Genomic DNA, 20885 nt, shown 5'->3' on the forward strand with positions numbered 1-20885 from the left:
GAACGGCCGAGCTGAGGGCGCGGGCCCCGCCCGAACGGCCGGGCTGAGGCACGGGCCCCGCCCGGAAGCGGGGCCGGGGTCAGGGGGTCCAGGCCGTACCCGTGCCCGGCACGAGGCGGCCGGATTTGACGTACTCCCGGCGCGCCCCGACCCGGACGTCCGCCGAGGACACCGCCTCACCCCGCCCCGCCGCGAGATACCCCGCCGTAACCGCCGCGGAGCGAATCGCCCCGCCCGCCAGCTCGAACTCCTTCGCGCAGAGGTCCAGCTCCGCCCCGAGCCCGGGCTCCTGCGGCACCCCCGCGAGGCAGCTGCGCCACAGCTGGGCGCGCAGCTCCACGTCGGGGAACGGGAAGTCCACCACCAGGTCGAGCCGGCGCGTGAAGGCCTCGTCGATGTTGGCCCGCAAATTGGTCGTCAGGACGGCGATTCCGTCGAAGGCCTCCAGACGCTGCAACAGATACGCGCTCTCCAGGTTCGCGTACCGGTCGTGCGAACTCTTCACCTCCGACCGTTTGCCGAACACCGCGTCCGCCTCGTCGAAGAGCAGCACCGAGTCCGTCCGGTCCGCCTCGGCGAAGATCTTCTCCAGGTTCTTCTCGGTCTCGCCGACGTACTTGTCGACCACCGACGACAGGTCGACCACATACATGTCCAGGCCCAGCTCCCCCGCGACGACCTCCGCCGCGAGCGTCTTGCCCGTACCCGAGTCGCCCGCGAACAGCGCGACCACGCCCCGCCCGCGCCCGCCGCCCGTACGCAGGCGCCATTCGCCGAGCACCCGGTCACGGTGCCTGGCCCGGCCGGCCAATTCCCGCAGCATCCCGAGCGGCTCATCCGGCAGCACCAGGTCGGCGAAGCCGACGGCCGGCCGTACCCGGCGCGCGTGCCGGTCGAGCAGCGGCGCCGACAGGAGCCGGGCGCTGCGCTGTACATGGCCGAGGCCCACCGGCACCCCGTCGAACCCGGCGAGCGCGAGCGCCCCCCGCGCGGCCCGCCGCACCTGACCGGCGCCGAGCCGGTAGGGCCCCACCGCCTCCGCCAAGTCACCCTCATATGAGGGGAGTTCCTCGCTCCATGCCGTCAGCGAGTCGGTTTCGGGCGCCGTGTCGTCCAGGGCAAGCAGCGCGGCCGCCGGCGCCCACGTGGGGTCGTACGGCTGGGTTCCGGCGAACACCACCGTCACGTCCGGCGCCGCCAGCTCCCTGACCAGCGGCCCGGGCTGCTCGTCCGGCAGCTCCACGACCACCGCCGTGCCCGCCCCGCGCAGCCGCGCCTCGCGCAGCAGCGCGCGCGCCGCCCCGTGGTCGACGTGTTCGGGGCGGTGACGCAACACCGCCCGGCCCGCGCCGCGCAGCGCGAGGCTCACCGCGTCCGCGCCGCTGCCCGCCCTGCGCTCGCGCAGATGGACGGCGACGGGCCGCTCGGCCAGCGCGATGCGCGCCGCGACCCCGTCCTCCGGCGCGGCGCCGCCCGGCGCCAGCAACTCCACTCCCGCATGGCCCAGTTGACCGTCCAGGGTGTCGTCACCCAGGAGGTGGGCGACCACCCGCTCCGGGACGCGCAGCGCCCGGCCGGGCAGCGGCCGCTCCTCGTCCTCCAGGGCCACCAGGCCCTTGGCGACCAGCGGTGCGCCGGGGTGGAACCGCCCGCGCGCCTCGGGGTCGTACGGTCCCGTCCCGGAGAGTTCGAGGGCGAGGGCCACCGAGGCCCTGCGGCGGCCCACGTCGTCGTTGAGGTAGCCGTACAGCGCCTCGAAACGCCGGTCCACGTCGGGCGCGAGCGCCGCGAGCAGGACTGCTGCGTCGAGCTCGCTCAGGCCGAAGTCCCCGGCGAGGAGCGCGAGGCGATCGGCCGACGGCGGCAGCGGCTCACCTGCTTCCGGAGGCGTCAACTCGCCTGGCTGTACCGGAATGTGGGCGGCCACGGCGGCCGGCGCCTCCGGTGTCCGCGGCAGTGGCGTCGCGGCCAGACGGGCCGCCGTGTCCGCCGAGACGTACAGGCCGCGGAGCGGGTCCTGTGCCGTCGGGTCGTCGGCGGACCGCGACTCCACCAGCGCCGCGACGGAGGTACGGAGGTGTTCGAGACGGAGCAGCAGCGCGCGGGCGGCGTCCTTCATCGGGCGCCCCCGTCCCGGTTGGTCCGCATCATGCGCGGCTTGGCGTCGTCGGGCACACCGTCGCGGCCGCGCACGGTGATCACACCCTCGGTGACCGGCGGGGCGACGTCGTACACCGGCGTGACCGGGAACGGCGTCGTGATGACCACGTCGAGCGACGGCTTCAGCTCGCCGCCGAGCGCCGACCAGATGTCGGCGAGCGAACGCGACTCGGCGGGCGGCACCCCCACCGTCAACGGAAGGCTCACGTTGTACGACTCCAGGGCCGGCGGTACGTACTCCCCGGGCAGCATCTCGTGCGGCAGCAGGCACGCCAACGCCCCCGACAACAGTCGGTGTTCGTCCTCGGGGCGGCTCGTCCACGCCGTGAGGAGATAGGAGAGGCGGTACCAGCGGGGCGGCTGGCGCCTGCGCAGCACCACGCCGTTGGCGTCCCGTTCCGCGATCGAGCCGCGTTCGCGGCGCGCCACGTCCTCGCGGATGTCGTACAGATAGGCGTTGAGGGTGGGGGTGTTGCGCCGGGCCGCCCAGTCACGGGTGGGCGCCTCGAAGACGACATCCCCCGTTCCGTCGGGCAGCGCCCCGCCGCGCAGGATGCGCCGCAGCGCCTCGTCTATTTCGTGGATCATGGAGCCAATTTCCCAAATCGGTGGGCATCGCCGGGCGGGACGGGTGGAGCACCGCCACCGGATGCTAGATGTAGCCCTCGCGCAGCGCGTAGGCCACCGCGTGCGCACGGTTGGTGAGCTGGAGGCGGGTCATCAGGGCGTGCAGAATGTTCTTGACGGTGCGTTCGGAGTAGGCGAGCTTCTCGGAGATCTGGCGGGTGTCGAGGCCCTCGGCGACCAGGCGCAGCACATCGACCTCGCGCGGCGCCATGCCGAAGAGGGGCGCCGCCGACGAGGAACCGGCCGAAGCGGAGGTGGTCTCGGAGCGGCGCAGCCGTCCGACCTGGACGAGCAGCCGGCTGATCAGGTCCGGCGGCAGCTCGCCCTCGCCGCGCGCCGCGCTGTGCACGGCCTTCAACAGCCGTTGCTCGGTGGCCTGGTGGCGCCAGAGGATGGCCCGCACCCCGTACTCGACCACGGTCAGGAGATCGGGTTCGCGCAGCTCGCGCGCGATGAGCACCACGCGCTGCTCGCCGCCGCGCACGACGCGGCGCAGTTCGGCGGAGGCCGAGTCGTCGACCTGGTCGACGAGCATCACGGCAACGGTGGGATCGGCCGTCCGGCCGTCGCCCTCGCGCGGTTCACGTGTCTCGCGCAGGACTTCGACGGTGGGCTGGTGCTGCAGATGACTGATGACTCCGGCCCGGCTCAGCGGATCGGAGGCGTGAACGGTCACCGTGACACGATTCGCGAGCAATGGCATTCCCTGTCCTTTCCTTCCCCGTGCGTACCGACCGGCACAGTCTGGTCGGGCCCGATCAACAGCGAATCAACAACGGTTGAATGGGCTACCGATCCGGTCGGACACGAACGGAAACGGCAGAGAAGGTGGGACGGACCGGCTTCATCCGGGCGGCCCGGCCCCGTCCGGTGGGTGGGCCCCACCCGGGCGGATGGGCCCTGCCCGGGCGGGTGGGCCCTGCCCGGGCAGGCCGGCCCTCTCGGCCGCCCTGGCCAGTTCAGATGGGGCCCGCCCGCTCAGACCGGCCCGCCCGCTCAGGCGGGCTTCTCCTCCAGGCGCGGGAAGAGCACCGCCCCCTTGGTGACCTTCGCGCCGGCCGGCAACACGCCCCAGACGCCCGCGTCTTGCACCCGCTGCCCGGCGAGCGCGCCGAGCGGGACCTCGGCGCCGAGTGAGTCCCACAGCTTCTGCGACGTCTCCGGCATCACGGGGTTGAGCAGCACCGCGACCCCGCGCAGCGCCTCGGCCGCGGTGTAGAGGATCGTCGCGAGCCGGGCCCGGCCCTCGGCGGACTCGTCCTTGGCGACCTTCCACGGCTCCTGCTCCGTGAGGTAGCCGTTGACCTGCTTCACGAAGTCGAAGACGGCCAGGATGCCGCCCTGGAAGTCGAGTTCGTCACCGATACGCCGGTCGGCCTCGGCGACCGCGTGCGCGAGCCCGTCCTTGACGGCCTGCTCCGCCGCCCCGTCGGCGGCCGGCGCGGGCAGCTCGCCGCCGAAGTACTTGCCGACCATCGCGGCCACCCGGGACGCCAAGTTGCCGTAGTCATTCGCGAGTTCGGAGGTGTAGCGGGCGGTGAAGTCCTCCCAGGAGAACGAGCCGTCCTGGCCGAAGGCGATGGCCCGCAGGAAGTACCAGCGGTAGGCATCCACGCCGAAGTGCGAGGTCAGGTCCTGCGGCTTGATACCGGTCAGGTTGGACTTCGACATCTTCTCGCCGCCGACCATCAGCCAGCCGTTCGCGGCGACCTTCCCCGGCACCGGCAGGCCGTTGGCCATCAGCATCGCGGGCCAGATGATCGCGTGGAAGCGCAGGATGTCCTTGCCGACCAGGTGTACGTCGGCCGGGAAGATCTCCTCGAAGCGGGCCTGGTCGGCGCCGTAGCCGACCGCCGTCGCGTAGTTGAGCAGCGCGTCCACCCACACGTAGATGACGTGCTTGGTGTCCCACGGCACCGGCACGCCCCAGTCGAACGTGGAGCGCGAGATCGACAGGTCCTGGAGGCCCTGCTTCACGAAGTTGAGCACCTCGTTGCGGGCCGACTCGGGCTGGATGAAGCCGGGGTTGGCCTCGTAGAACTCCAGGAGCTTCGGACCGTACTCACTCAGCTTGAAGAAGTAGTTCTCCTCCTTGAGGAGCTCCACCGGCTTCTTGTGAATGGCACACAGCTCGGCGCCGTCCTCGCCCTTGATCAGGTCGCCGGGGAGCTTGTACTCCTCGCAGCCCACGCAGTACGGGCCCTCATAGCCGCCCTTGTAGATCTCGCCCTTGTCGTACAGGTCCTGAACGAACTCCTGCACCCGGTCCGTGTGCCGCTTCTGCGTGGTCCGGATGAAGTCGTCGTTCTGGATGTTCAGGTGCTCCCACAGCGGCTGCCACGCCTCGCCGACGAGCTTGTCGCACCACTCCTGCGGGGTGACGCCGTTCGCCTCGGCCGTCCGCATGATCTTCTGGCCGTGCTCGTCCGTGCCCGTCAGGTACCAGACCTTCTCGCCGCGCTGGCGGTGCCAGCGGGTGAGCACGTCACCGGCGACGGTGGTGTAGGCGTGGCCCAGGTGCGGGGCGTCGTTGACGTAGTAGATGGGCGTCGAAACGTAGTACGTCGGCGAAGGCATGCACTGAATCCTATCCGCCGGGGTGCGGACAGCCGCCCGGGATGTCCGGATGCCGGACGCCTCGACGGAGGACCGCGCGGAGGGCCTCGACCTGGACGCCGACGACTACCTCGGCAACACCTCCGTTCTCTCCATCGTCATCGCGCACGGCGGGACGGCCACGGCGGAGCCCGGCGCCGGGGGCGGGCTCACCGTGACCGTCTCCCTGCCGAAGGCCGCGCGACGCGGTATGGGCAGTAGGGGAATTACGGCCGGGCGGTAGGGGAATTACGGGCGGTAAGGGCATTACGGGCGGTACGAGCTGAGCAGCCCCTGGTAGACCTCGGCGTCGCTCAGCTCGCGCGGCGCGGGACCGGCGTGGAAGAACCCGACGTGGTCGTGGTCGTCCTCGGCCGTGCGCAGGAAGTCGAACGCCTTGGCGTCGGTCTCGCCGAACGCCACGAACTGCCAGTACAGCGGCTTGTCGGCGACATCGGCGAGCGCCTGGCGCGCGGGCAGCTTCGCGTCGGGGGCGCCGTCGGTCTGGAACACGACGAGCACCGGCCCGCCGTGTCCCGCCTTCTCGACGTGCTCGACGACCTCCTCGACACCCCGGTGGTAGCTGGTGCGGCCGAGCCGGCCGAGCGCGGCGTGCGTCTCGTCAACGAGGCCCTCGTACGCGTCGAGGGTGAGGTCGACCGACCCGTCGATGTCGGTCGAGAAGAACACGGTGTGCACGGTGGCGTCCTCGTCGAGGTGTGCCGCGAGCGCCAGCACCTGCTCGGCGAGGCCCTGCGCGCTGCCGTCCTTGTAGTACGGCCGCATCGACCCGGAGCGGTCGAGCACGAGGTACACCTTGGCCCGCGCCCTACCGAGCCCCGCCTTCTTGAGCGCGGCCCCGGCGGCCTTGTACGCCCCCGCGAGCCCGGGCGCCCGCGACTTGACACGTGCGGCGGCCACGGCGGGCTTGGCGGCCTTGGCCCCGGTTTCGGTCCCGGTCTGCCCTTCGGTCTCGGTCTCGGTCTGCCCTGTGGTCTCGGTCTGCCCTTCGGTCTCGGCCTCGGCCTGAACGGGCACGGCCTGAATGGGCACGGCCTCCGGCTCCGCTTCGACGACGGGCTCGGTCTCCGGCTCCGCTTCCGCCGTGACCGGCGCGGACGCGGGCTCGGGCTCGACGACGGCCTCGGGCTCGACGTCGGGCGCGACCTCGGGCTCCGGCTCGGCGACGGGCTCGGCCTCCGCCTCCACCTTCGCCGGCTCATCAGCCGCGATCTCGGGCTTCACGGGTTCGGGCGCGGGCTCGGGCTCGCCGACCGGCTCGGCCGGTACGGGCTCAGCCTTCGCCTCGACGGGCGCGGGCTCCACCACGGGCTCCGGCTGGTCGACCGGCTCCGGCTCGGCAGCCTTCTCCGCCGCGACCGCGTTCTCCGGCTCCGGTTCCGGCTTCGCCTTCGCCTCCGCCCGCGGCTGGGGCACCTCGGGGGTGGCGGCGGGCTCGGGGGTGGCGTCCGTGGTGTCGGAGGACATGGTGTCGGAGGACGACGGGCCGGTCGTGCCCGGGGTGTGCGACGACGGGGTGTCCGTGCCCGGGGCGGGCGGGCGCGGGCCGTCGAACGCGGCGGCCACGAGCGCCTCCGCCGCGGACAGGTCGCCGGCGCGGCCCGGCGCCGGCACGGAGGGCGTGTCGGCCGAGGTGGCCGAGGTGGCCGAGGTGGCCGGGGTGGCCGGGGTGGCGGCCGGTGTCCCGGAGGACTCCAGGGTGCGTTCCGTCTGGGGCGGTACGGAAGCCGCCGACGCGTCGGCACGCTCCGCGCGATCGCGTCCGAACACCTTGCGCAGCAAGCTCCGAATGCCCATGGGCGAGGCCTTTCGCATGAGTTGGGTGCGATACGTACCGCACTGCGCCGACCGGTCCGGGGTCCGATCCCTGGCCAGCGCGGACACGTAAGGTTAGCGACCCCGCCGGGGGTTTCCCGGAAAGGGGCCGGGGCAAGTCCGCCGGGCTCAGCCCCGGGCCTGCTCGCGCCAGCGCAGAATCTGCTGGGCGGGATCGCCGGTGTAGACCCAGGGCACCGTGGAGACCCGCTCGCCGAGCAGCCCGACCAGAGCCATCGCCTCACGGGTGAGCCCCGCGCAACAGGCCGCGTGTGCGAGGTAGTTGAGCTCCGCGGCCTCGGCGGTGCGGACGGGCCCGGGGGGGCGCCCCCCGAGCCACCGGTCGTAGGTGCGCCGCAGCTCGGTAATGGCGAGTTCGTGGTTCCAGTGCTGCCCGAAACCCCGCACGGGGCGCCCCTTCGCGCCCTCCGCGACGTACCGGTACTCCTCGACGCGGGCGATCTGCACCAGAATCGGCAGCGGTGACCCGGCGGGGGCGGCGCCCGCCGCGTCACGCGCGAAGTCGTACATCGAGCCGTGGGTGCCGTGCCAGCGTGCCGAGAAGTAGCGCACCATCTGGATGTGGCCTTCGAGGTGGTACGGGTCGCGGCGGCGCAACTCCTCCCACCAGGAGCGCAGTTCGCGCCGCGCGACCCCGCCGTCGTACAGCCGCACCACGGTGAGCAGCGAGGCCCACGGCATGGGGTCGGCGGGGTGGGCGTCGGCGGCGGCGAGGCAGGCCATCACGGCGACGTCGACGCCGTCGCGGTCGGTGCCGGCGCCACGGCCTGCGGCGATGGCACTGTTGAAGACCCGGGTCACCTCGGTCGCCGCGCGCAGCACCGCGGCGTCCGGGCTGTCGGGCTCGGCGGCCCGCCAGGCCTCCACGATGGACGATCCGGCGGCCGCGCCGGCCAGCAGCCGGATGCGGTGGGTGCGCAGCGGCCAGTCGTCGCCGGTGGCGCGCAGCAGGTCGCGTACGCCCTGCCAGCGGCCGATGGCGATGTCGTGCCGGGCGACGGTGAGGGCGTGATCGCCCAGGTCGGCGTCGAAGCGTACGACCGTCTTGCGCCCGGAGCGGCGGCGCAGTGCTGCCATCCGCGTCACCCCTGTCAGAAGTCGGTGGGGTGCCCGGCGTGGGTGTAACCGGCGGGCCGAGTAGGAGAGGTGGGCTGTCCGGCGCCCGCTTCGAAGGCGCGGGCCGCGTCCAGCCGGGCGGGGCGGTAATAGGGGCTGCCGCGGCGCCAGTACCGGAGCATCGGGACGATCCCCGCGAGGAGGCTGCCGATGCCGATGGTCACGGCCGCGGTGCTGAGCCGGGTCAGCGAGAGCCCGAAGACGCAGAACATGAAGACCGAGCCGAGCAGCGGCCACACGCCGCCGAGCAGGAACGAGCCGACGGACCGGGTGAGCGTCCTGCGGTAGGCGACGACCGCGGCGAGGCCGGCGAGACCGTAGTACAGGGTGGTCTGGAGGCCGATCGCGGAGAGCGCGTCGGCCATGATGTCCTGCACCGAACCGAGCGCGTTGGAGGCGACGAACAGCAGCAGCGCCACCGCGCCGACGACGACGATCGCGACCCACGGCGTGTTCCACCTCCGGTGTACGGCGCCGAGCGCGCCCGGCATCGTACGGTCGCGGCCCATCGCGAACAGGGAGCGGGTGACCTGGATGAGGGTGGTCTCCAGGGTGGCGATGGTGGAGAGGACCGCGGCGAGCACCATGAGCCTTCCGCCGGCGCCGGGCCAGATCCGCTCGCCGAGCAGGGCCAGGACGCCGGTCTGGCCGTGGGTGATCTCGTCGCCGGTGAGCAGGGCGTCGGTGGCGACGGTGAAGGCGACGAACAGGGCGAAAACGACACCGACGCCGACGAGGGCGGCGAGCCCGGCGGTGCGGCGGCTGTCGCGGGTCTCCTCGCTGAGGTTGCTGGTGACGTCCCAGCCCCAGTAGTAGAACGCGGCGATGAGGGCGCCCGCGGCGAACCCGGAGACGCCGTCGAAGTGGCTGAAGCCGAGCCAGGACCAGTCGAAGGGGACGGCTCCGCCGCCCTCGCCGACCCGGATGAGCGCGCCCCCCGAGAACCCGAGAAGGATCGTCAACTCGACGCCGGAGATGGCAAGTTGGGCCCGAGCCGACAGACGCGCGCCGCCCAGGACGACCCCGAGCATCAGCAGGAACCAGCCGGCGCCGGTGGCGGTGGCGAGCACGGTGTTGTGGGCGAGGGAGGCGTCGAAGAGGCCGAGGGTCATCTGCCCGGCGGGCAGCGAGCCGGCCACCATGAACAGGGTGGCGGCGACCACGAGCGCCCAGCCGCTGAGGAAGCCGAGGAAGGGGTGGAGGGTGCGGCCCACCCACGAGTAGGCGGCGCCCGCGTTCACGTCGATCCGGCCGAGCCGCCCGAAGGCGAGCACGATGCCGAGCATGGGTATCGCGCAGTACAGCAGGGCCGCGGGGCTCGCGAGGCCCACGGACCCCACGAGCACGGTGGTGGTGGCGGCGAGCGAGTAGGCGGGGGCGCTGCCCGCCACCGCCATGACGACGGTGTCGAAGGTGGACAGGACGTTGGGCTGGAGCCCTCTGCCACTAGTGCTGCTGCTCATGGCCGAACATCCTTTGACGACACGGCATATGGCGGTATGTCAGGAACGCCGGGCGCTGCGTTCCCGTGCGACAGGCGCGGCGCTCTGGTGCGGCAACCCGGAGTCGACCGCATCGTAGTCGCCGGGACAGCGTGCGGTTGCCGTGCGCGACCCGCGGGCGCGGAACACACCGTACGGCGAACGGAATGCGCCGCACCCGAGCCCACCCGGGTGGCGACGCCTGCGCGCAGACGTACGCGATATACGGGACGACCCTGTACGCGCCCTGCGACGGGCAGGTGGTGTCCGCCGCCGACGGTTACGGGGACGCTGCACCGGGGGCGGGTCGTACGGATCTGAGGGCGGCCGCACCCGAGGGGTGGACCCAGGGCCGCGAGGGGTGGCTGTAGTTGCCCCGGTTCTCCAGCCAGGCCTGGTAGGGCGGCGAGGTGGACGCCGCCTCCCAGTACGCCGACTCCAGGTCCGCGCCAACCCCGGCTAGCGCGCCCCCGTACGCCCCGCTGCGGACGGCGAGCAGGAGGCGGACGCCCAGCGGGTCGCCGCGCAGGGGGCGGATGGCGAAGTCGGAGCGGGGGCGGGAGGTGGGCTGGCACAGGGTGACGATCTCGCCCGTGGCGACCAGACCCGCCGCCGTCAGGTAATCACCGTGCAGGACACGGGGGTTGAGGCCCGCCGCGTGCAGGACCCGGTGCAGCCCCTCCCACTCGCCGTCCACGCTGGGGTCGACCATCCACTGGTCGGCGGCGAGATCGGTCAGGTCCACGACGGGACGGCGGGCCGCGGGGTGATCGGCGGCCAGGCACACGAACTGGGGCTCGCGCTCCACGAGCGTACGCACGTCGAGACCCGGCGGTACGCGCAGCGGGCACCCTTCCACCTCGTGCACGAAGGCGACGTCGAGCTCGCCCGCGGCTACCTGGCGCAGGAGCGCGGTGGCCGAAACCGCCACCTGGAGTTCGGTCTCGGTGCCGGGCAGGCGTTCGCGCAGCCGGCGCAGCCAGCCGGGGATGGCGCGGCTCGCGGTGGAGCCGATGCGCAGCCGCTCGCCGCGGGCGGAGCGGGCGGCCGCGGCCCGGGTCTCGGTGACCAGGGCGTTGAGCGCGGCGAGCAGCGGCCGGGCCCGGCCGACCACACCACGGCCCAGCACCGTGGGCACACAGCCGGTCCGCTCCCGCGAGAAGAGGCGCCCGCCCAACGTGTGCTCGATGCGCCGCAGCTGGGTGGTCAGGGCGGGCTGGCTCGTGCCGAGCGCCCGGGCCGCGCCGTGCAGACTGCCGGCGTCGGCGATGGCGCACAGCACCCGCAGATGTCTCACCTCCAGCTCCATGCGGCTGAGGTTAGGCGGCGCCAACTCCGCACGCCAGGTGTCCAAAACCGCATCGATACGCGGGAGTTATCGCAGATCGGCATCATTCCCGTCCGTCGCTGTGGCCTCCACAATCACCGGGACGACGCCGCGCCGAGGCTCACCCGGCCGGGGCGGGGCGCGTCGACCGGTCAGTGCACACCCCCACCCGGGTGCGGCCCACCCAGCCGCACGCGGATCCCCCACAGATTGGTAACCCCCCATGAGACACCCCCGTACCTTCGCCGTGACCGCTGCCCTGGGCCTCGCCCTCGCCGGGTTCGGCGCGATCCCCGCCGCCGCCACCGCCGCCACCCCGTCCACCGCCGCCGGCGCGCACTTCACCCCGGGCGCCAAGCACTCCGCCGCCAACGATCAGGCGTTCTACGACGCCGTCATGAAGTCCGTCGCCAAGAAGCGCGCCGCCAACCCGCTGGCTGCCTCGGTGACCGTGTACTACAGCACCGCCAACGCGCCGAGCTTCCGCTCGCAGATATCGCAGGCAGCGCAGATCTGGAACGGCTCGGTGCAGAACGTACGCCTCGCCGAGAGCAGCTCGGGCGCGGACTTCCAGTACTACGAGGGCAACGACACGCAGAACGGCTCGTACGCCTCGACGGACGGGCACGGCAACGGCTACATCTTCCTGGACTACACCCAGAACCAGCAGTACTACTCGGTGCGGGTCGTCGCGCACGAGACCGGGCACGTGCTGGGCCTTCCCGATCACTACTCGGGGCCGTGCAGTGAGCTCATGTCGGGCGGCGGGCCGGGTACGTCGTGCCGCAACGCCTACCCGAACAGCACGGAGAAGTCCCGCGTGAACAGCCTGTGGCGCAACGGGCTCGCCTCTGCGTTCAAGCCCGCCGCGTAAGCCTCTGGCAGCATGGGGGGATGCCGCAGCTCTCCGTCTCCCCGCGCCGCACTTGCCCGTCCTGCGGTCGATCCGTCGCCGTGGTGGCGGGCAAGTTCGTGCGCCACGATCCGCGCACGCACCGGGGCGCCGAGCTGGTCCTCTGCGCCGGCTCCAAACAGCGCGCCCCCCTCGACGCGTCCCAACGCCCCTTGGACGGCTACGACCTCCCCCCAACGCCGGGCCAACTCCCCGTGTTCTGAGGGGGCTACTGCCGTCGGCTCCGCGCGAAATATGCGTTGAGCAGTAGGCATTCCAAAGGGATCAGACCGGCACTCAACATCCTCACCCCGGAGACCTGGGCGTTCTTCACGCGGAATCCCGAGTCCGTGCAGAACGGAATCTACGGATACGACCACGCGGGCGGCGTACGAAATCTGCTCCGCACGCCGCAGGGGAACCCGGCGAACATCTTCGGTCTCTCCCGCACCCAGCGGGCCCAAGGACCCGAACTGGGATACATCCATGCCCCCGCGCCCCAAAGGCCCTGGTGAGCGTTTGATTCTCGCCGACCCAGCGGCGGGGTTGGACGGTGAAGTCGGGTGTGCGTGGGCTGCCCGCCCGGCAGCCACGCCCACCCTGGCCGGCACCGAGCAGTCAGGGGCGCGGGAGCTTGCGCGAGAGGGGACCGAGAACGCCCACGCCGGCCGGCGCCGGGCAGTCGGGGGTGCGGGGAACTGCGCGGGTGCCCCACCGCGATCCGCACCCGAAAGCGGGGTTGCCGGGACTGCGCCCCCGACATCGCACCCCGCCAAGGAGAGTTCACTCAGGGGCGCGGGGAACTGCGCAAGGGGGCCGAGGGCGCGTGCCGGGCGGGGCCAGGGGGCTAGGAGACCCGCCGGGACGGAGACGTGGTGATGGCCCGGGCCGCCTGGACCTCCTGGCGGAGCGGGGCCAGGACACCCTCGTCGTCCCCGGCGAGACGCACCTCCCCCACCCGCGTGGAGCCCCGCCGCACGCCCTCCGCCAACTCCCGCAGCTCCCCTGCGATGTCCCCCACCTCGCCGGCCGCAGGCCACGGCGCGCCGTGGTTGACCCGGACCCGCGCCGCCGTCGTCGCGTCCACGACCCGCTCGACCGCGACGACCAGCGGCCACCACGCCGCCGCCCGCGCGCCCATCGGGGGCGGCTCCGTCAACGCGCGCTGGAATTCGCTGCGTACCGTCGACAGGTCCCGGTACAGCCGGCGCCGGCGCCGGACGCGTTCGGCCCGGTCCGCCTCGGAGCCGAAGGCGTACTCCACGTACTCCGCCGTGTCGGTGACCGCGTCCGCGAGCCGCGCCCCGATCCGGGTGTGCCAGCTCTCGGGCCACAGCAGATACCCCGCCACCAGCGCGATCGCGCAGCCGATGAGGCTGTCGGTGAGGCGCGGCAGGACCAGGTCGAAGCCCTGGTGGTTGAGCATGTCCGACAGGAGCAGGATCACCGGTGTGATGGCGGCGGTCTGGAAGGCGTACCCCTTCGCCGAGAACGCCGGGATCAGCGCGGCGAGCAGCATCAGCACCGGCACGTCCCACCAGCCGCGCGGCACCTCGGACAGGACGGCCGCCGCGATGAGGAGGCCGCCCGCGGTGCCGACCGCCCGCATCAGGGCGCGGGCGAAGACCGACCCGAAATCGGGCTTGAGGACGAAGACGATGGTCAGGGCGACCCAGTACGAGCGTTCCACCGGGACCACGGACACCAGCACCTGCGCGAGACCGATGCACAGCGCCAGACGCAGGCCGTAGCGCCAGGAGGCCCCGGAGAGCAGGACGTTGCGGGTCGCGCGGCGCAGCCGGATGCGCAGGGCGGCGGGGCGGCCGAGCCGGTCGTCGATGTTGGTCTGGTCGGGGTCGGGGTGGTGCACCACCGCGAAGGCGTGCCGCACCGCGCCGTCCAGGGCGCGCTCGGCGGGCGTGGTCGGCGCGGGCAGCTCCGGCTCGACCGGGTCGGTGCGGCTCTCGGCGACCGCGTCCGCCAACTCCCGTACGGCGGCGGGGAACGCGGGGTCCACCCCCCAGCCCCGCAGATGGACGGCGGGGGCCGCCTCCACGATCGGGATCACCACGTTGAGCTGCGCGGAGAGCCGCACCAGTTCGCCCCGGCGGCCGTGTTCGCGGGCGCGGCGGCCGAGGATGAGGTCGTAGGTGGTGTCGAGGGAGTGGGTGACGGCCTGGCGGCGGGTGTCGTACGTGTCGCTCGCGGCGGCCTCGATGGCGTCGGCGGCCGCGCGGTAGGTCCCGGCGACGGCGTCGCGTTCGGGCTCGGTGCGCCGCAGCGGCCAGGCGAGGAGGCTCAGGAGCAGCACGAACAGGCCGCCGATGCTGAGCAGCAGGGGCGCCTTCCACCAGGGGCCCGGCATGGGCAGGCCCGCGCCGACGACGGCGTTGAGCAGGAGCAGCAGCCCGGACACGGAGGCGACCGCGCCGATCGAGGAGATCATTCCGGAGACCAGGGCGACCAGGGTGAGCGCGCCCACCGCGAGCCAGTCGTGCCCGAAGACCTGGCTGCCGACGGTCACCCCGATCGCGCCGAACAGCTGCGGCACCGCGATGTTGAAGATCCGCATCCGGTACGCGTCGGCGGTGTCGCCGATGACGCCGCTGAGCGCGCCCATGGAGGCGAGCGCGCCGTAGGCGCTCTGCCCGGTCGCGAGGCCCACGGCGAGCGGCGCGGCCAGGGCGATCGCGGCGCGGGCGACGGCCGGCCAGGGGATGGGGGTGGAGGCGGGCCGCAGTCCGCCGATGAGCCACTCCGGGGGCGCAGGGAACCCGCCCCGCCCACCGTTCCCCGTCCGCTTCTGATCAGCCATGAACACACGACACCGCAAAAGGATCACTTGGCGCAAACGGGACGGCCAACAGAATCGTAAATGTTGTCCACAGGCTGTGGATAATTTCTGGACGTCGCGTTCCTGCCGCGTGCCTGGCACTGGAGGGCGCGTGCCTGCCGCTGGACGATGCGTGCCTGCCGCCGCAGGACGCGTGCCTGCCGCCGGATGTCGCGTGACCGACCCGGGGTGGCGCGTGGCTGCGGCTGGATGGCGCGCGACGATCGGGGCCGCCGGCCGCTACCCGCCGTACAGCCCGAGTTTCACGAGGAGCGCGCGGTGGTCGGTGCCGCGCAGGGTGAGGAAGCGCGCCGACGTCGCCTTGAAGTCGTCGCTCACCAGGACGTGGTCGATCTGCGCACGCAGCGGGGTCGTCCGGTCGGCCGGCCACGACCAGGCCCCCGCCTGGCCGGCGAGCCGCGCGCTGTCGTGCAGGGCGCCCTCGTCGAGTACCGAACGGAACAGGGCATGGTCCTGCGTGGCGTTGAAATCGCCGGCCAGGACGACCGGACCGCCCTTGGCCGACTTCGCGAACTCCCTTATCCGGCCCAGCTCTTGACGCCACGGCGTATCGGCTCCGGGAAGCGGCGGCATGGGGTGCGCGAGCTGGAGCCGCACGTCGCGCCCGCCGATCGTGGCGACCGCGCCCGGCATCGCCATCTCCGAGGGGATCGGCTCGGTCCGTTCGAGCGGGAAGCGGCTGAGGATCGCCGAGCCCGCCGAGCCGTCCTCGCGGACGACGTCACGGTAGGGGTAGTCCGAGGCCGCGACGCGGGCGGCGAGCGCGTCGGCGCAGCGGAAGCTGCACTCCTCGACGAAGACGATGTCGGGCTTCTCGCGCGCCACCGCCGCGATCAGGTCGTCCGTCGCCCAGCCGAACTCGGTGTTGGAGGTGAGCACCGAGAACTCGGCGAGGATCGACCCCTTCGGCCGTGTCGTGGCGTCACCGTACGGCTGGGTGTACCAGCCGGTGACGGCGAGCACCGCCAGGCCCCACACCATCCCGGTGCGCCACCGCCCGAGCGCCGCGAGCACGAGCCCCGCGCCGCCGGGCACCAGCAGCCACGGCAGGAAGGCGAGCGCCTGCGGCACCGGGGTGATCCCGTCCGAGTCGGCGGCCCGGCACCCCACCACCGCACTCACCCCGGCCAGCAGCAGCGCCCCGGTCAGCGAGGAGACCACCCGCCAGGGATGCCGGCGGCGTACCTGCGGCACCGCGCGCTCCGCCACGGTCCCGGTGCTCAAGGTGTCCAAGGCGGCCTGCCTCCTGCTAGCCGGTCACAGGGTTCGCATCCTCTCGCACAGACGGTCCCGCGCCCGGCACGGTTGCTCAAGCCTTTGCTCGCGCCGCCACCGTGGACAGCAGGCCGCGCAGCGCCTCGTTGAAGAGCGCGGGCTGTTCGAGGTTGGGCATATGGGCCGCGTTGTCGACGACGACCAGGGCCGATCCGGCGATCGCCGCGTGCATCGCCTCCGCGTCCGCAACCGGCGTGTAGGTGTCGTCCCGGCCCACGACCACCACGGCCGGCACGTCGACCGTAATCAACAGGGCGCGGTAGTCGGGGCGTCGGGCCCGCCCGCGCAGGGCCGCCGCAGCGCCCTCGGGGTGCGTGGCCGTCATCATGCGGCGCACATGGGCCCGTACGGACTCCGGCGCGTACGGCGCGACCATCTTGTCCAGGACCTCCTCGGCGTACCCCGCCATGCCCTCGCGCACCAGGTGCTCCGCCATGGCGTCGCGGGCAACCCTGCCCTCGGGAGTCTCGGCCGCGGGGAAGGTGTCGGCGAGGAGCAGGCCCTCGATGCGCTCCGGGAAGAGGCGGTAGCACTCCATGACGATCTGGCCGCCCATGGACAGGCCGCCGAGCGTGAAGCGTTCGACGCCGAGCGCGTCCGCGAGCGCCAGGACGTCCGCGGCGAAATCGCCGAGCAGGGTGGTCCCGGGGGCGGCCGGTGCACCGCCGTAACCGCGCAGATCGGGGGCGATCACCCGGTGCGTACGGGAGAACTCCTCGATCTGCGGGGCCCACATGGTGCGGTCGAAGGGATGGCCGTGGATGAGGAGCAGAGCGCTGCCCGTGCCCTCGTCCGTGTGGAGGGGCAGCGGGGCGCCGGGCTGGTGGGTGCGGGACATGGTGAGGAGGCTAGGCGCGGTCAACTCGTCGGTGCAATAGGCTCTTTGCTCTCGGTGCAATGCCGGGGAGGCGCACCGGGGAAGGGGTGGGGGCCGTGGATTACCGCAGGGTGGCCGACGAGATCGCACGGGAGATCGCGTCCGGGGCGCTGCGCCCGGGTGACCGGCTGCCCACGCAGCGGGCCTTCGCGCGCCGCCGGCGGATCGCCGTCTCCACCGCGATCCGGGTGTACGGGGAGCTCGGCCGGCGGGGTCTGGTGGTGGGCGAGGTCGGGCGCGGCACGTTCGTGCGGGCCGCGCCGCCGCATCCGGGTTCGGTCCTCGCGGAGGACAGCGGGCGCACCCCGGTCAACCTAGAGCTCAACTACCCTGTGGTGGAAGGGCAGTCGGAGCTGATGGCACGCTCGCTCGGGGGGCTGCTGCGGCCCGACGTGCTCACCGGGGCCACCCGTCCGGCGGCGGCCGACGGCACGGCGCAGGCGCGCGAGGCGGCCGCGGAGCTGCTCGCACGGCCGGGCTGGCGGCCCGGCCCCGAGCGGATCCTCTTCGCCGGGAACGGCCGCCAGGCGATCGCGGCGGCGCTGTCCTCGCTGGTACGCGCCGGCGGCCGGCTCGGCGTCGAGGAGCTGACGTATCCGCTGGTCAAGGCGATTGCCGAACGGCTCGGCATCGATCTGGTGCCGATCGCCACGGACGCCGGGGGCGTGCTCCCCGAGGCCTTGGCGGCGGCCCATCGCCGTGCTTCGCTCTCCGCGATCTATGTGCAGCCCACCCTGCACAACCCGCTCACCCTGACCATGGACGGGAAGCGCAGGGCCGAAGTGGCCGATGTGATCCGGGAGTTGAGGATCACTGCCGTCGAGGACACGACGTGGGCGTTCCTCGCCGCAACGGCGCCGCCCCCGCTGGCCGCGTACGCGCCCGACCACACCGTCCTCGTCGACAGCCTCTCCAAGCGGCTGGCCCCCGGTCTGACCACGGGGTTCCTCGTGACGCCCGAGAGTCACGCGCCGACGCTCGCGCAGGCGCTCCGCTCGGGGGCGTGGACGGCGGGCCGGTTCCAGCTGGAGGCGGCGGTGCGCTGGGCCGTGGACGGCACGATCGAGGCGGTGGCCGCCGCCAAGCGGGCCGACGCGGCGGCCCGCCACGCCCTGGTGCGTACGGGTCTGGACGGCTTCCGGGTGCGGGGTGACGCGGCCGCGTACTACTGCTGGTGGGAGCTGCCCGCGCCCTGGCGGGCCGAGACATTCGCGGCGGCCGCGGCCGAGCGGCTCGGGATCGCGGTGACGCCGGGCACCGCCTTCGCGGTGGGCGGACGGGTGCCCGACGCGGTCAGGATCGGACTCGCGACCCCGCCGGTGCCGGTCCTGGCCGGGGCGCTGCGGAGTCTCGCCGCGCTCGCCGCCACGGGCGGCCCGTGAGCCAGGCACCGAGCGCGAGGACGAGCCCGACGGCGAGGGCGGCCCACGCCGCCGTGGTGAGGAAGCCGGTGAGCGTGTCGTAGACCGCGCCCGCGGCCGCGGGGTCGGAGTCCGCGGGGAGCCCGCCGAGCGTGCGAGACCGGCCGACGGCGACCAGCACACGCAGCACGGCGGCTCCGACGACGAGCCCGGCGCCCATCCCGATGAGGGCGCGCCGACGGCGTACCGCGCGCACCGCACCGGCCGCCGCCACCAGGCAGGCGACCGCGGCCGCGAGGGCGATCGGCACCGCCGATGCGACCGCGGCCGCAAGGGTGATCGGCACCGCCGACAGGAAGCTGCGCACCCGTCCACGTAATCCCGGGTTGCCCATCGGCGCCCGCGGGTGTGGGCTGTATGGGGGACACCCGCACCCATGTGTCCCGGGCAAGCGGAAGGAGTGCCGCCATGGCCGCACACGCTTCGGTACCCGTCACGAGCCGCCGCACGGACCGCCGCACGGCGCACCGCCCGGGCACCGCCGCCCTCGCGGTCCCCGTCGTCCTGGGAGTGGCGTACGGCATCTGGGCCGCCGCCATCCAGCGCAACGCCGGCAGCAGCGGTGTGCTCACCGGCGGCCAGATCGTCCTGGGCGTCGTCTCCGGCGTGGTCCTCATCGCGCTGGGCCTCGGCCTTCTGCGCGTCCAGTCCGCGCTGCCCCGCGAGATCCGCGCGGCGGCGTACGCCACGGTGTTCGGCTGCGCCATGGGGTTCCTGTACAGCCTGTCCGACCACAGCGTCCTGCGGTCCTCCGGCATCGGCGCCATCTGGGGCGGTGCCATGCTCCTCGTCTCGTTCTATGTGTTCTACACACACGAGCAGTGACCGCGCGCGAGCAGTGACCGCGCGCGAGCAGTGACCGCGCGCGAGAAGTGACCGGGCGCGATAAGTGGCCCACACCTGAGAAGTGGCCGCGCGCGATAAGTGCCCGCGCCTGAGAAGTGGCCGCGTTACAGTGGCTGCATGTCGTCCGCGTCGCAGTGTCGCTCCCACCTCAGCTGGTGGCGCTCCTCCTAGGAGCGGCCACGACCTCCACGCACGCCATCGTCATCGGGCCGTTCATCACCGGACGGCCCTTTTTGTTGCCCTCGCTGGATCCCGCAGTGGGCGCCGTCCAGGCCCGCCCCCGTCACCCCACTGCCTCCCGAGGAGCCCACGATGACCACGACCCTGCGCCCCACCACCACCCCCACCCCGGCGGCCGGCCCCGCCGCCACCGGCCCCGTCGCCCCCGACCGCGTCCTGACCGGCGACCGGCCCACCGGGCCGCTCCACCTCGGCCACTACTTCGGCACCCTCCGCAACCGGGTCCGCCTCCAGAACGAGGGCGCCGACCTCTTCCTCGTCATCCCCGACTACCAGGTGCTGACCGACCGGGACGTCGCGGAGCGACTGAGCGAACACGTGGAAGGCCTGGTCCTCGACTATCTCGCCGCCGGTGTGGACCCGGACCGCGCGACGATCTTCACGCACAGCGCGGTCCCCGCCCTCAACCAGCTGCTGCTGCCCTTCCTCAGCCTGGTCTCGGTCGCCGAACTCGGCCGGAACCCCACGGTCAAGGACGAGATCGCCCACTCCCGCCAGGCCGCCGTCTCGGGCCTGATGTTCACCTACCCCGCCCACCAGGCCGCCGACATCCTGTTCTGCAAGGCGACCCTCGTGCCCGTCGGCCGGGACCAGGAGCCGCATCTGGAGCTGACCCGCACCATCGCCCGCCGTTTCAACGAGCGCTACGGACCGGTCTTCCCCGAGCCGCGCACCCTGCTCTCCGAAGCGCCCCTGCTGCTCGGCACCGACGGTACGAAAATGAGCAAGAGCCGTGCCAACTCCCTTGCGCTGAAGGCGAGTTCCAACGACACGGCGCGCCTGATCCGGGGCGCGAAGACGGATGCGACCCGGCTGGTCTCCTACGATCCCGAGCGCCGCCCCGAAGTGAGCAACCTGGTGCTCCTCGCCGCGCTCTGCCAGGACCGCGACCCGCACGAGGTGGCCGCCGAGATCGGCGAGGGCGGCGCCGCGGCCCTCAAGGCGGCGGTCACGGACGCGGTCAACACCCACCTCGCCCCCCTGCGGGCCCGCCGCGCCGCATACGCCCAGGAGTTGGGGTACGTACGCCAGTTGATCCGCGAAGGCAACGAGCGGGCCAACGCGGTGGCCGAGGCGACCCTGGACGAGGTGCGCCGGGCGATGGGCACGTTCCGCTAGCGCGGTTACGGCTACCCCGGTGTCGGGGCGGCCCGCCTCCCCCGCGCGGGGCGGCCCGCCTCCCCCGCGCGGGTGAGGCCGATGGTTCGCGCGGGGGATGGAACCGCGGCGCAGTGGCGCGAACCTGGAGGGGCACGGGGGAGTGGCGGCGACGACGGCCCACAGAGCGGAACGGAAGAGCACACCTCTGAACACCAG

General features: G+C 73.1%; 18 protein-coding genes and 1 pseudogene. 7 read left to right on the forward strand and 12 right to left on the reverse strand.

Translation table 11 applies throughout. The annotated features are described in order from the left end of the window. Positions 1–79: 79 nt before the first annotated feature. The 4 genes from AB0D31_RS16010 to metG form a co-directional block, all read right to left on the reverse strand. Positions 80–2119: an ATP-binding protein gene (locus tag AB0D31_RS16010; RefSeq protein WP_362722606.1), complete on the reverse strand. Its 2040-nt coding sequence runs from the start codon at positions 2117–2119 to the stop codon at positions 80–82. After that, positions 2116–2748: a DUF4255 domain-containing protein gene (locus AB0D31_RS16015; RefSeq protein WP_362722609.1), complete on the reverse strand. Its 633-nt coding sequence runs from the start codon at positions 2746–2748 to the stop codon at positions 2116–2118. The genes AB0D31_RS16010 and AB0D31_RS16015 overlap by 4 nt, the downstream gene beginning before the upstream one ends. A 64-nt stretch (positions 2749–2812) precedes the next feature. Continuing rightward, positions 2813–3490 carry a response regulator transcription factor gene (locus tag AB0D31_RS16020; RefSeq protein WP_362722612.1) on the reverse strand — a complete coding sequence of 226 codons (678 nt, stop codon included), beginning with the start codon at positions 3488–3490 and terminating at the stop codon, positions 2813–2815. A gap of 293 nt (positions 3491–3783) precedes the next feature. After that, the gene (gene metG / locus AB0D31_RS16025; protein ID WP_362722615.1) at positions 3784–5364 is read right to left on the reverse strand and encodes a methionine--tRNA ligase; all 1581 of its coding nucleotides are present in this window, start codon (positions 5362–5364) and stop codon (positions 3784–3786) included. 109 nt (positions 5365–5473) lie between these two features. Between metG and AB0D31_RS16030 the strand changes: the two are divergent. Further along, positions 5474–5626 (forward strand): annotated as a pseudogene (locus tag AB0D31_RS16030) (two-component sensor histidine kinase); the annotation flags it as partial. Positions 5627–5649: 23 nt separating this feature from the next. Here the strand turns inward: AB0D31_RS16030 and AB0D31_RS16035 are convergent. The 4 genes from AB0D31_RS16035 to AB0D31_RS16050 all read right to left on the reverse strand — a co-directional run bounded on the left by AB0D31_RS16035 (position 5650) and on the right by AB0D31_RS16050 (position 11145). Next, positions 5650–7200 (reverse strand): VWA domain-containing protein, encoded by a 1551-nt coding sequence (locus tag AB0D31_RS16035; protein WP_362722618.1) that lies wholly within the window; start codon positions 7198–7200, stop codon positions 5650–5652. A gap of 147 nt (positions 7201–7347) precedes the next feature. Next, positions 7348–8316 (reverse strand): hypothetical protein, encoded by a 969-nt coding sequence (locus AB0D31_RS16040; RefSeq protein ID WP_362722621.1) that lies wholly within the window; start codon positions 8314–8316, stop codon positions 7348–7350. A 14-nt stretch (positions 8317–8330) separates the two neighbouring features. Then, entirely contained in the window at positions 8331–9818 is a 1488-nt protein-coding gene (locus AB0D31_RS16045; RefSeq protein WP_362722623.1) for an APC family permease, read from the reverse strand. Between the two features lie 298 nt (positions 9819–10116). Then, complete coding sequence (locus tag AB0D31_RS16050) at positions 10117–11145, reverse strand: LysR family transcriptional regulator (RefSeq protein WP_362722626.1); 1029 nt, start codon at positions 11143–11145, stop codon at positions 10117–10119. A gap of 241 nt (positions 11146–11386) precedes the next feature. On the opposite strand from AB0D31_RS16050, the gene snpA reads away from it, so the two are divergent. The 3 genes from snpA to AB0D31_RS16065 are packed head-to-tail and all read left to right on the forward strand — an operon-like array spanning position 11387 to position 12570. After that, on the forward strand, positions 11387–12037 hold the full coding sequence (gene snpA, locus AB0D31_RS16055; protein ID WP_362722629.1) for a snapalysin: 651 nt from the start codon (positions 11387–11389) through the stop codon (positions 12035–12037). 20 nt (positions 12038–12057) lie between these two features. Beyond that, on the forward strand, positions 12058–12279 hold the full coding sequence (locus tag AB0D31_RS16060) for a hypothetical protein (RefSeq protein ID WP_362722631.1): 222 nt from the start codon (positions 12058–12060) through the stop codon (positions 12277–12279). A gap of 36 nt (positions 12280–12315) precedes the next feature. Continuing rightward, entirely contained in the window at positions 12316–12570 is a 255-nt protein-coding gene (locus tag AB0D31_RS16065) for an SdpA family antimicrobial peptide system protein (RefSeq protein WP_362722634.1), read from the forward strand. A gap of 332 nt (positions 12571–12902) precedes the next feature. Here AB0D31_RS16065 and AB0D31_RS16070 read toward each other — a convergent pair whose 3' ends face one another. The 3 genes from AB0D31_RS16070 to AB0D31_RS16080 all read right to left on the reverse strand — a co-directional run bounded on the left by AB0D31_RS16070 (position 12903) and on the right by AB0D31_RS16080 (position 17022). Further along, on the reverse strand, positions 12903–14870 hold the full coding sequence (locus AB0D31_RS16070) for an FUSC family protein (RefSeq protein WP_362722636.1): 1968 nt from the start codon (positions 14868–14870) through the stop codon (positions 12903–12905). Between the two features lie 258 nt (positions 14871–15128). Continuing rightward, the gene (locus AB0D31_RS16075; protein ID WP_362722639.1) at positions 15129–16142 is read right to left on the reverse strand and encodes an endonuclease/exonuclease/phosphatase family protein; all 1014 of its coding nucleotides are present in this window, start codon (positions 16140–16142) and stop codon (positions 15129–15131) included. Between the two features lie 76 nt (positions 16143–16218). Next, a complete protein-coding gene (locus AB0D31_RS16080) occupies positions 16219–17022 on the reverse strand; it encodes an alpha/beta hydrolase (RefSeq protein ID WP_362722642.1) in 804 nt (267 codons plus the stop codon). A gap of 59 nt (positions 17023–17081) precedes the next feature. On the opposite strand from AB0D31_RS16080, the gene AB0D31_RS16085 reads away from it, so the two are divergent. Next, a complete protein-coding gene (locus tag AB0D31_RS16085; protein WP_362722645.1) occupies positions 17082–18443 on the forward strand; it encodes a PLP-dependent aminotransferase family protein in 1362 nt (453 codons plus the stop codon). On the opposite strand, the gene AB0D31_RS16090 is transcribed toward AB0D31_RS16085, so the two are convergent. Next, positions 18355–18789: a hypothetical protein gene (locus tag AB0D31_RS16090; RefSeq protein ID WP_362722647.1), complete on the reverse strand. Its 435-nt coding sequence runs from the start codon at positions 18787–18789 to the stop codon at positions 18355–18357. The two genes, AB0D31_RS16085 and AB0D31_RS16090, sit on opposite strands and share 89 nt — an antisense overlap. 101 nt (positions 18790–18890) lie before the next feature. Here AB0D31_RS16090 and AB0D31_RS16095 point away from each other — a divergent pair, with 101 nt between their 5' ends. After that, positions 18891–19307 carry a hypothetical protein gene (locus tag AB0D31_RS16095; protein ID WP_362722650.1) on the forward strand — a complete coding sequence of 139 codons (417 nt, stop codon included), beginning with the start codon at positions 18891–18893 and terminating at the stop codon, positions 19305–19307. A gap of 333 nt (positions 19308–19640) precedes the next feature. After that, positions 19641–20687 carry a tryptophan--tRNA ligase gene (trpS, locus tag AB0D31_RS16100; RefSeq protein WP_362722652.1) on the forward strand — a complete coding sequence of 349 codons (1047 nt, stop codon included), beginning with the start codon at positions 19641–19643 and terminating at the stop codon, positions 20685–20687. Positions 20688–20885: the final 198 nt, after the last annotated feature.

Origin of the sequence: Streptomyces sp. NPDC048361 (assembly GCF_040651795.1) — a bacterium.
Taxonomy (GTDB): domain Bacteria; phylum Actinomycetota; class Actinomycetes; order Streptomycetales; family Streptomycetaceae; genus Streptomyces.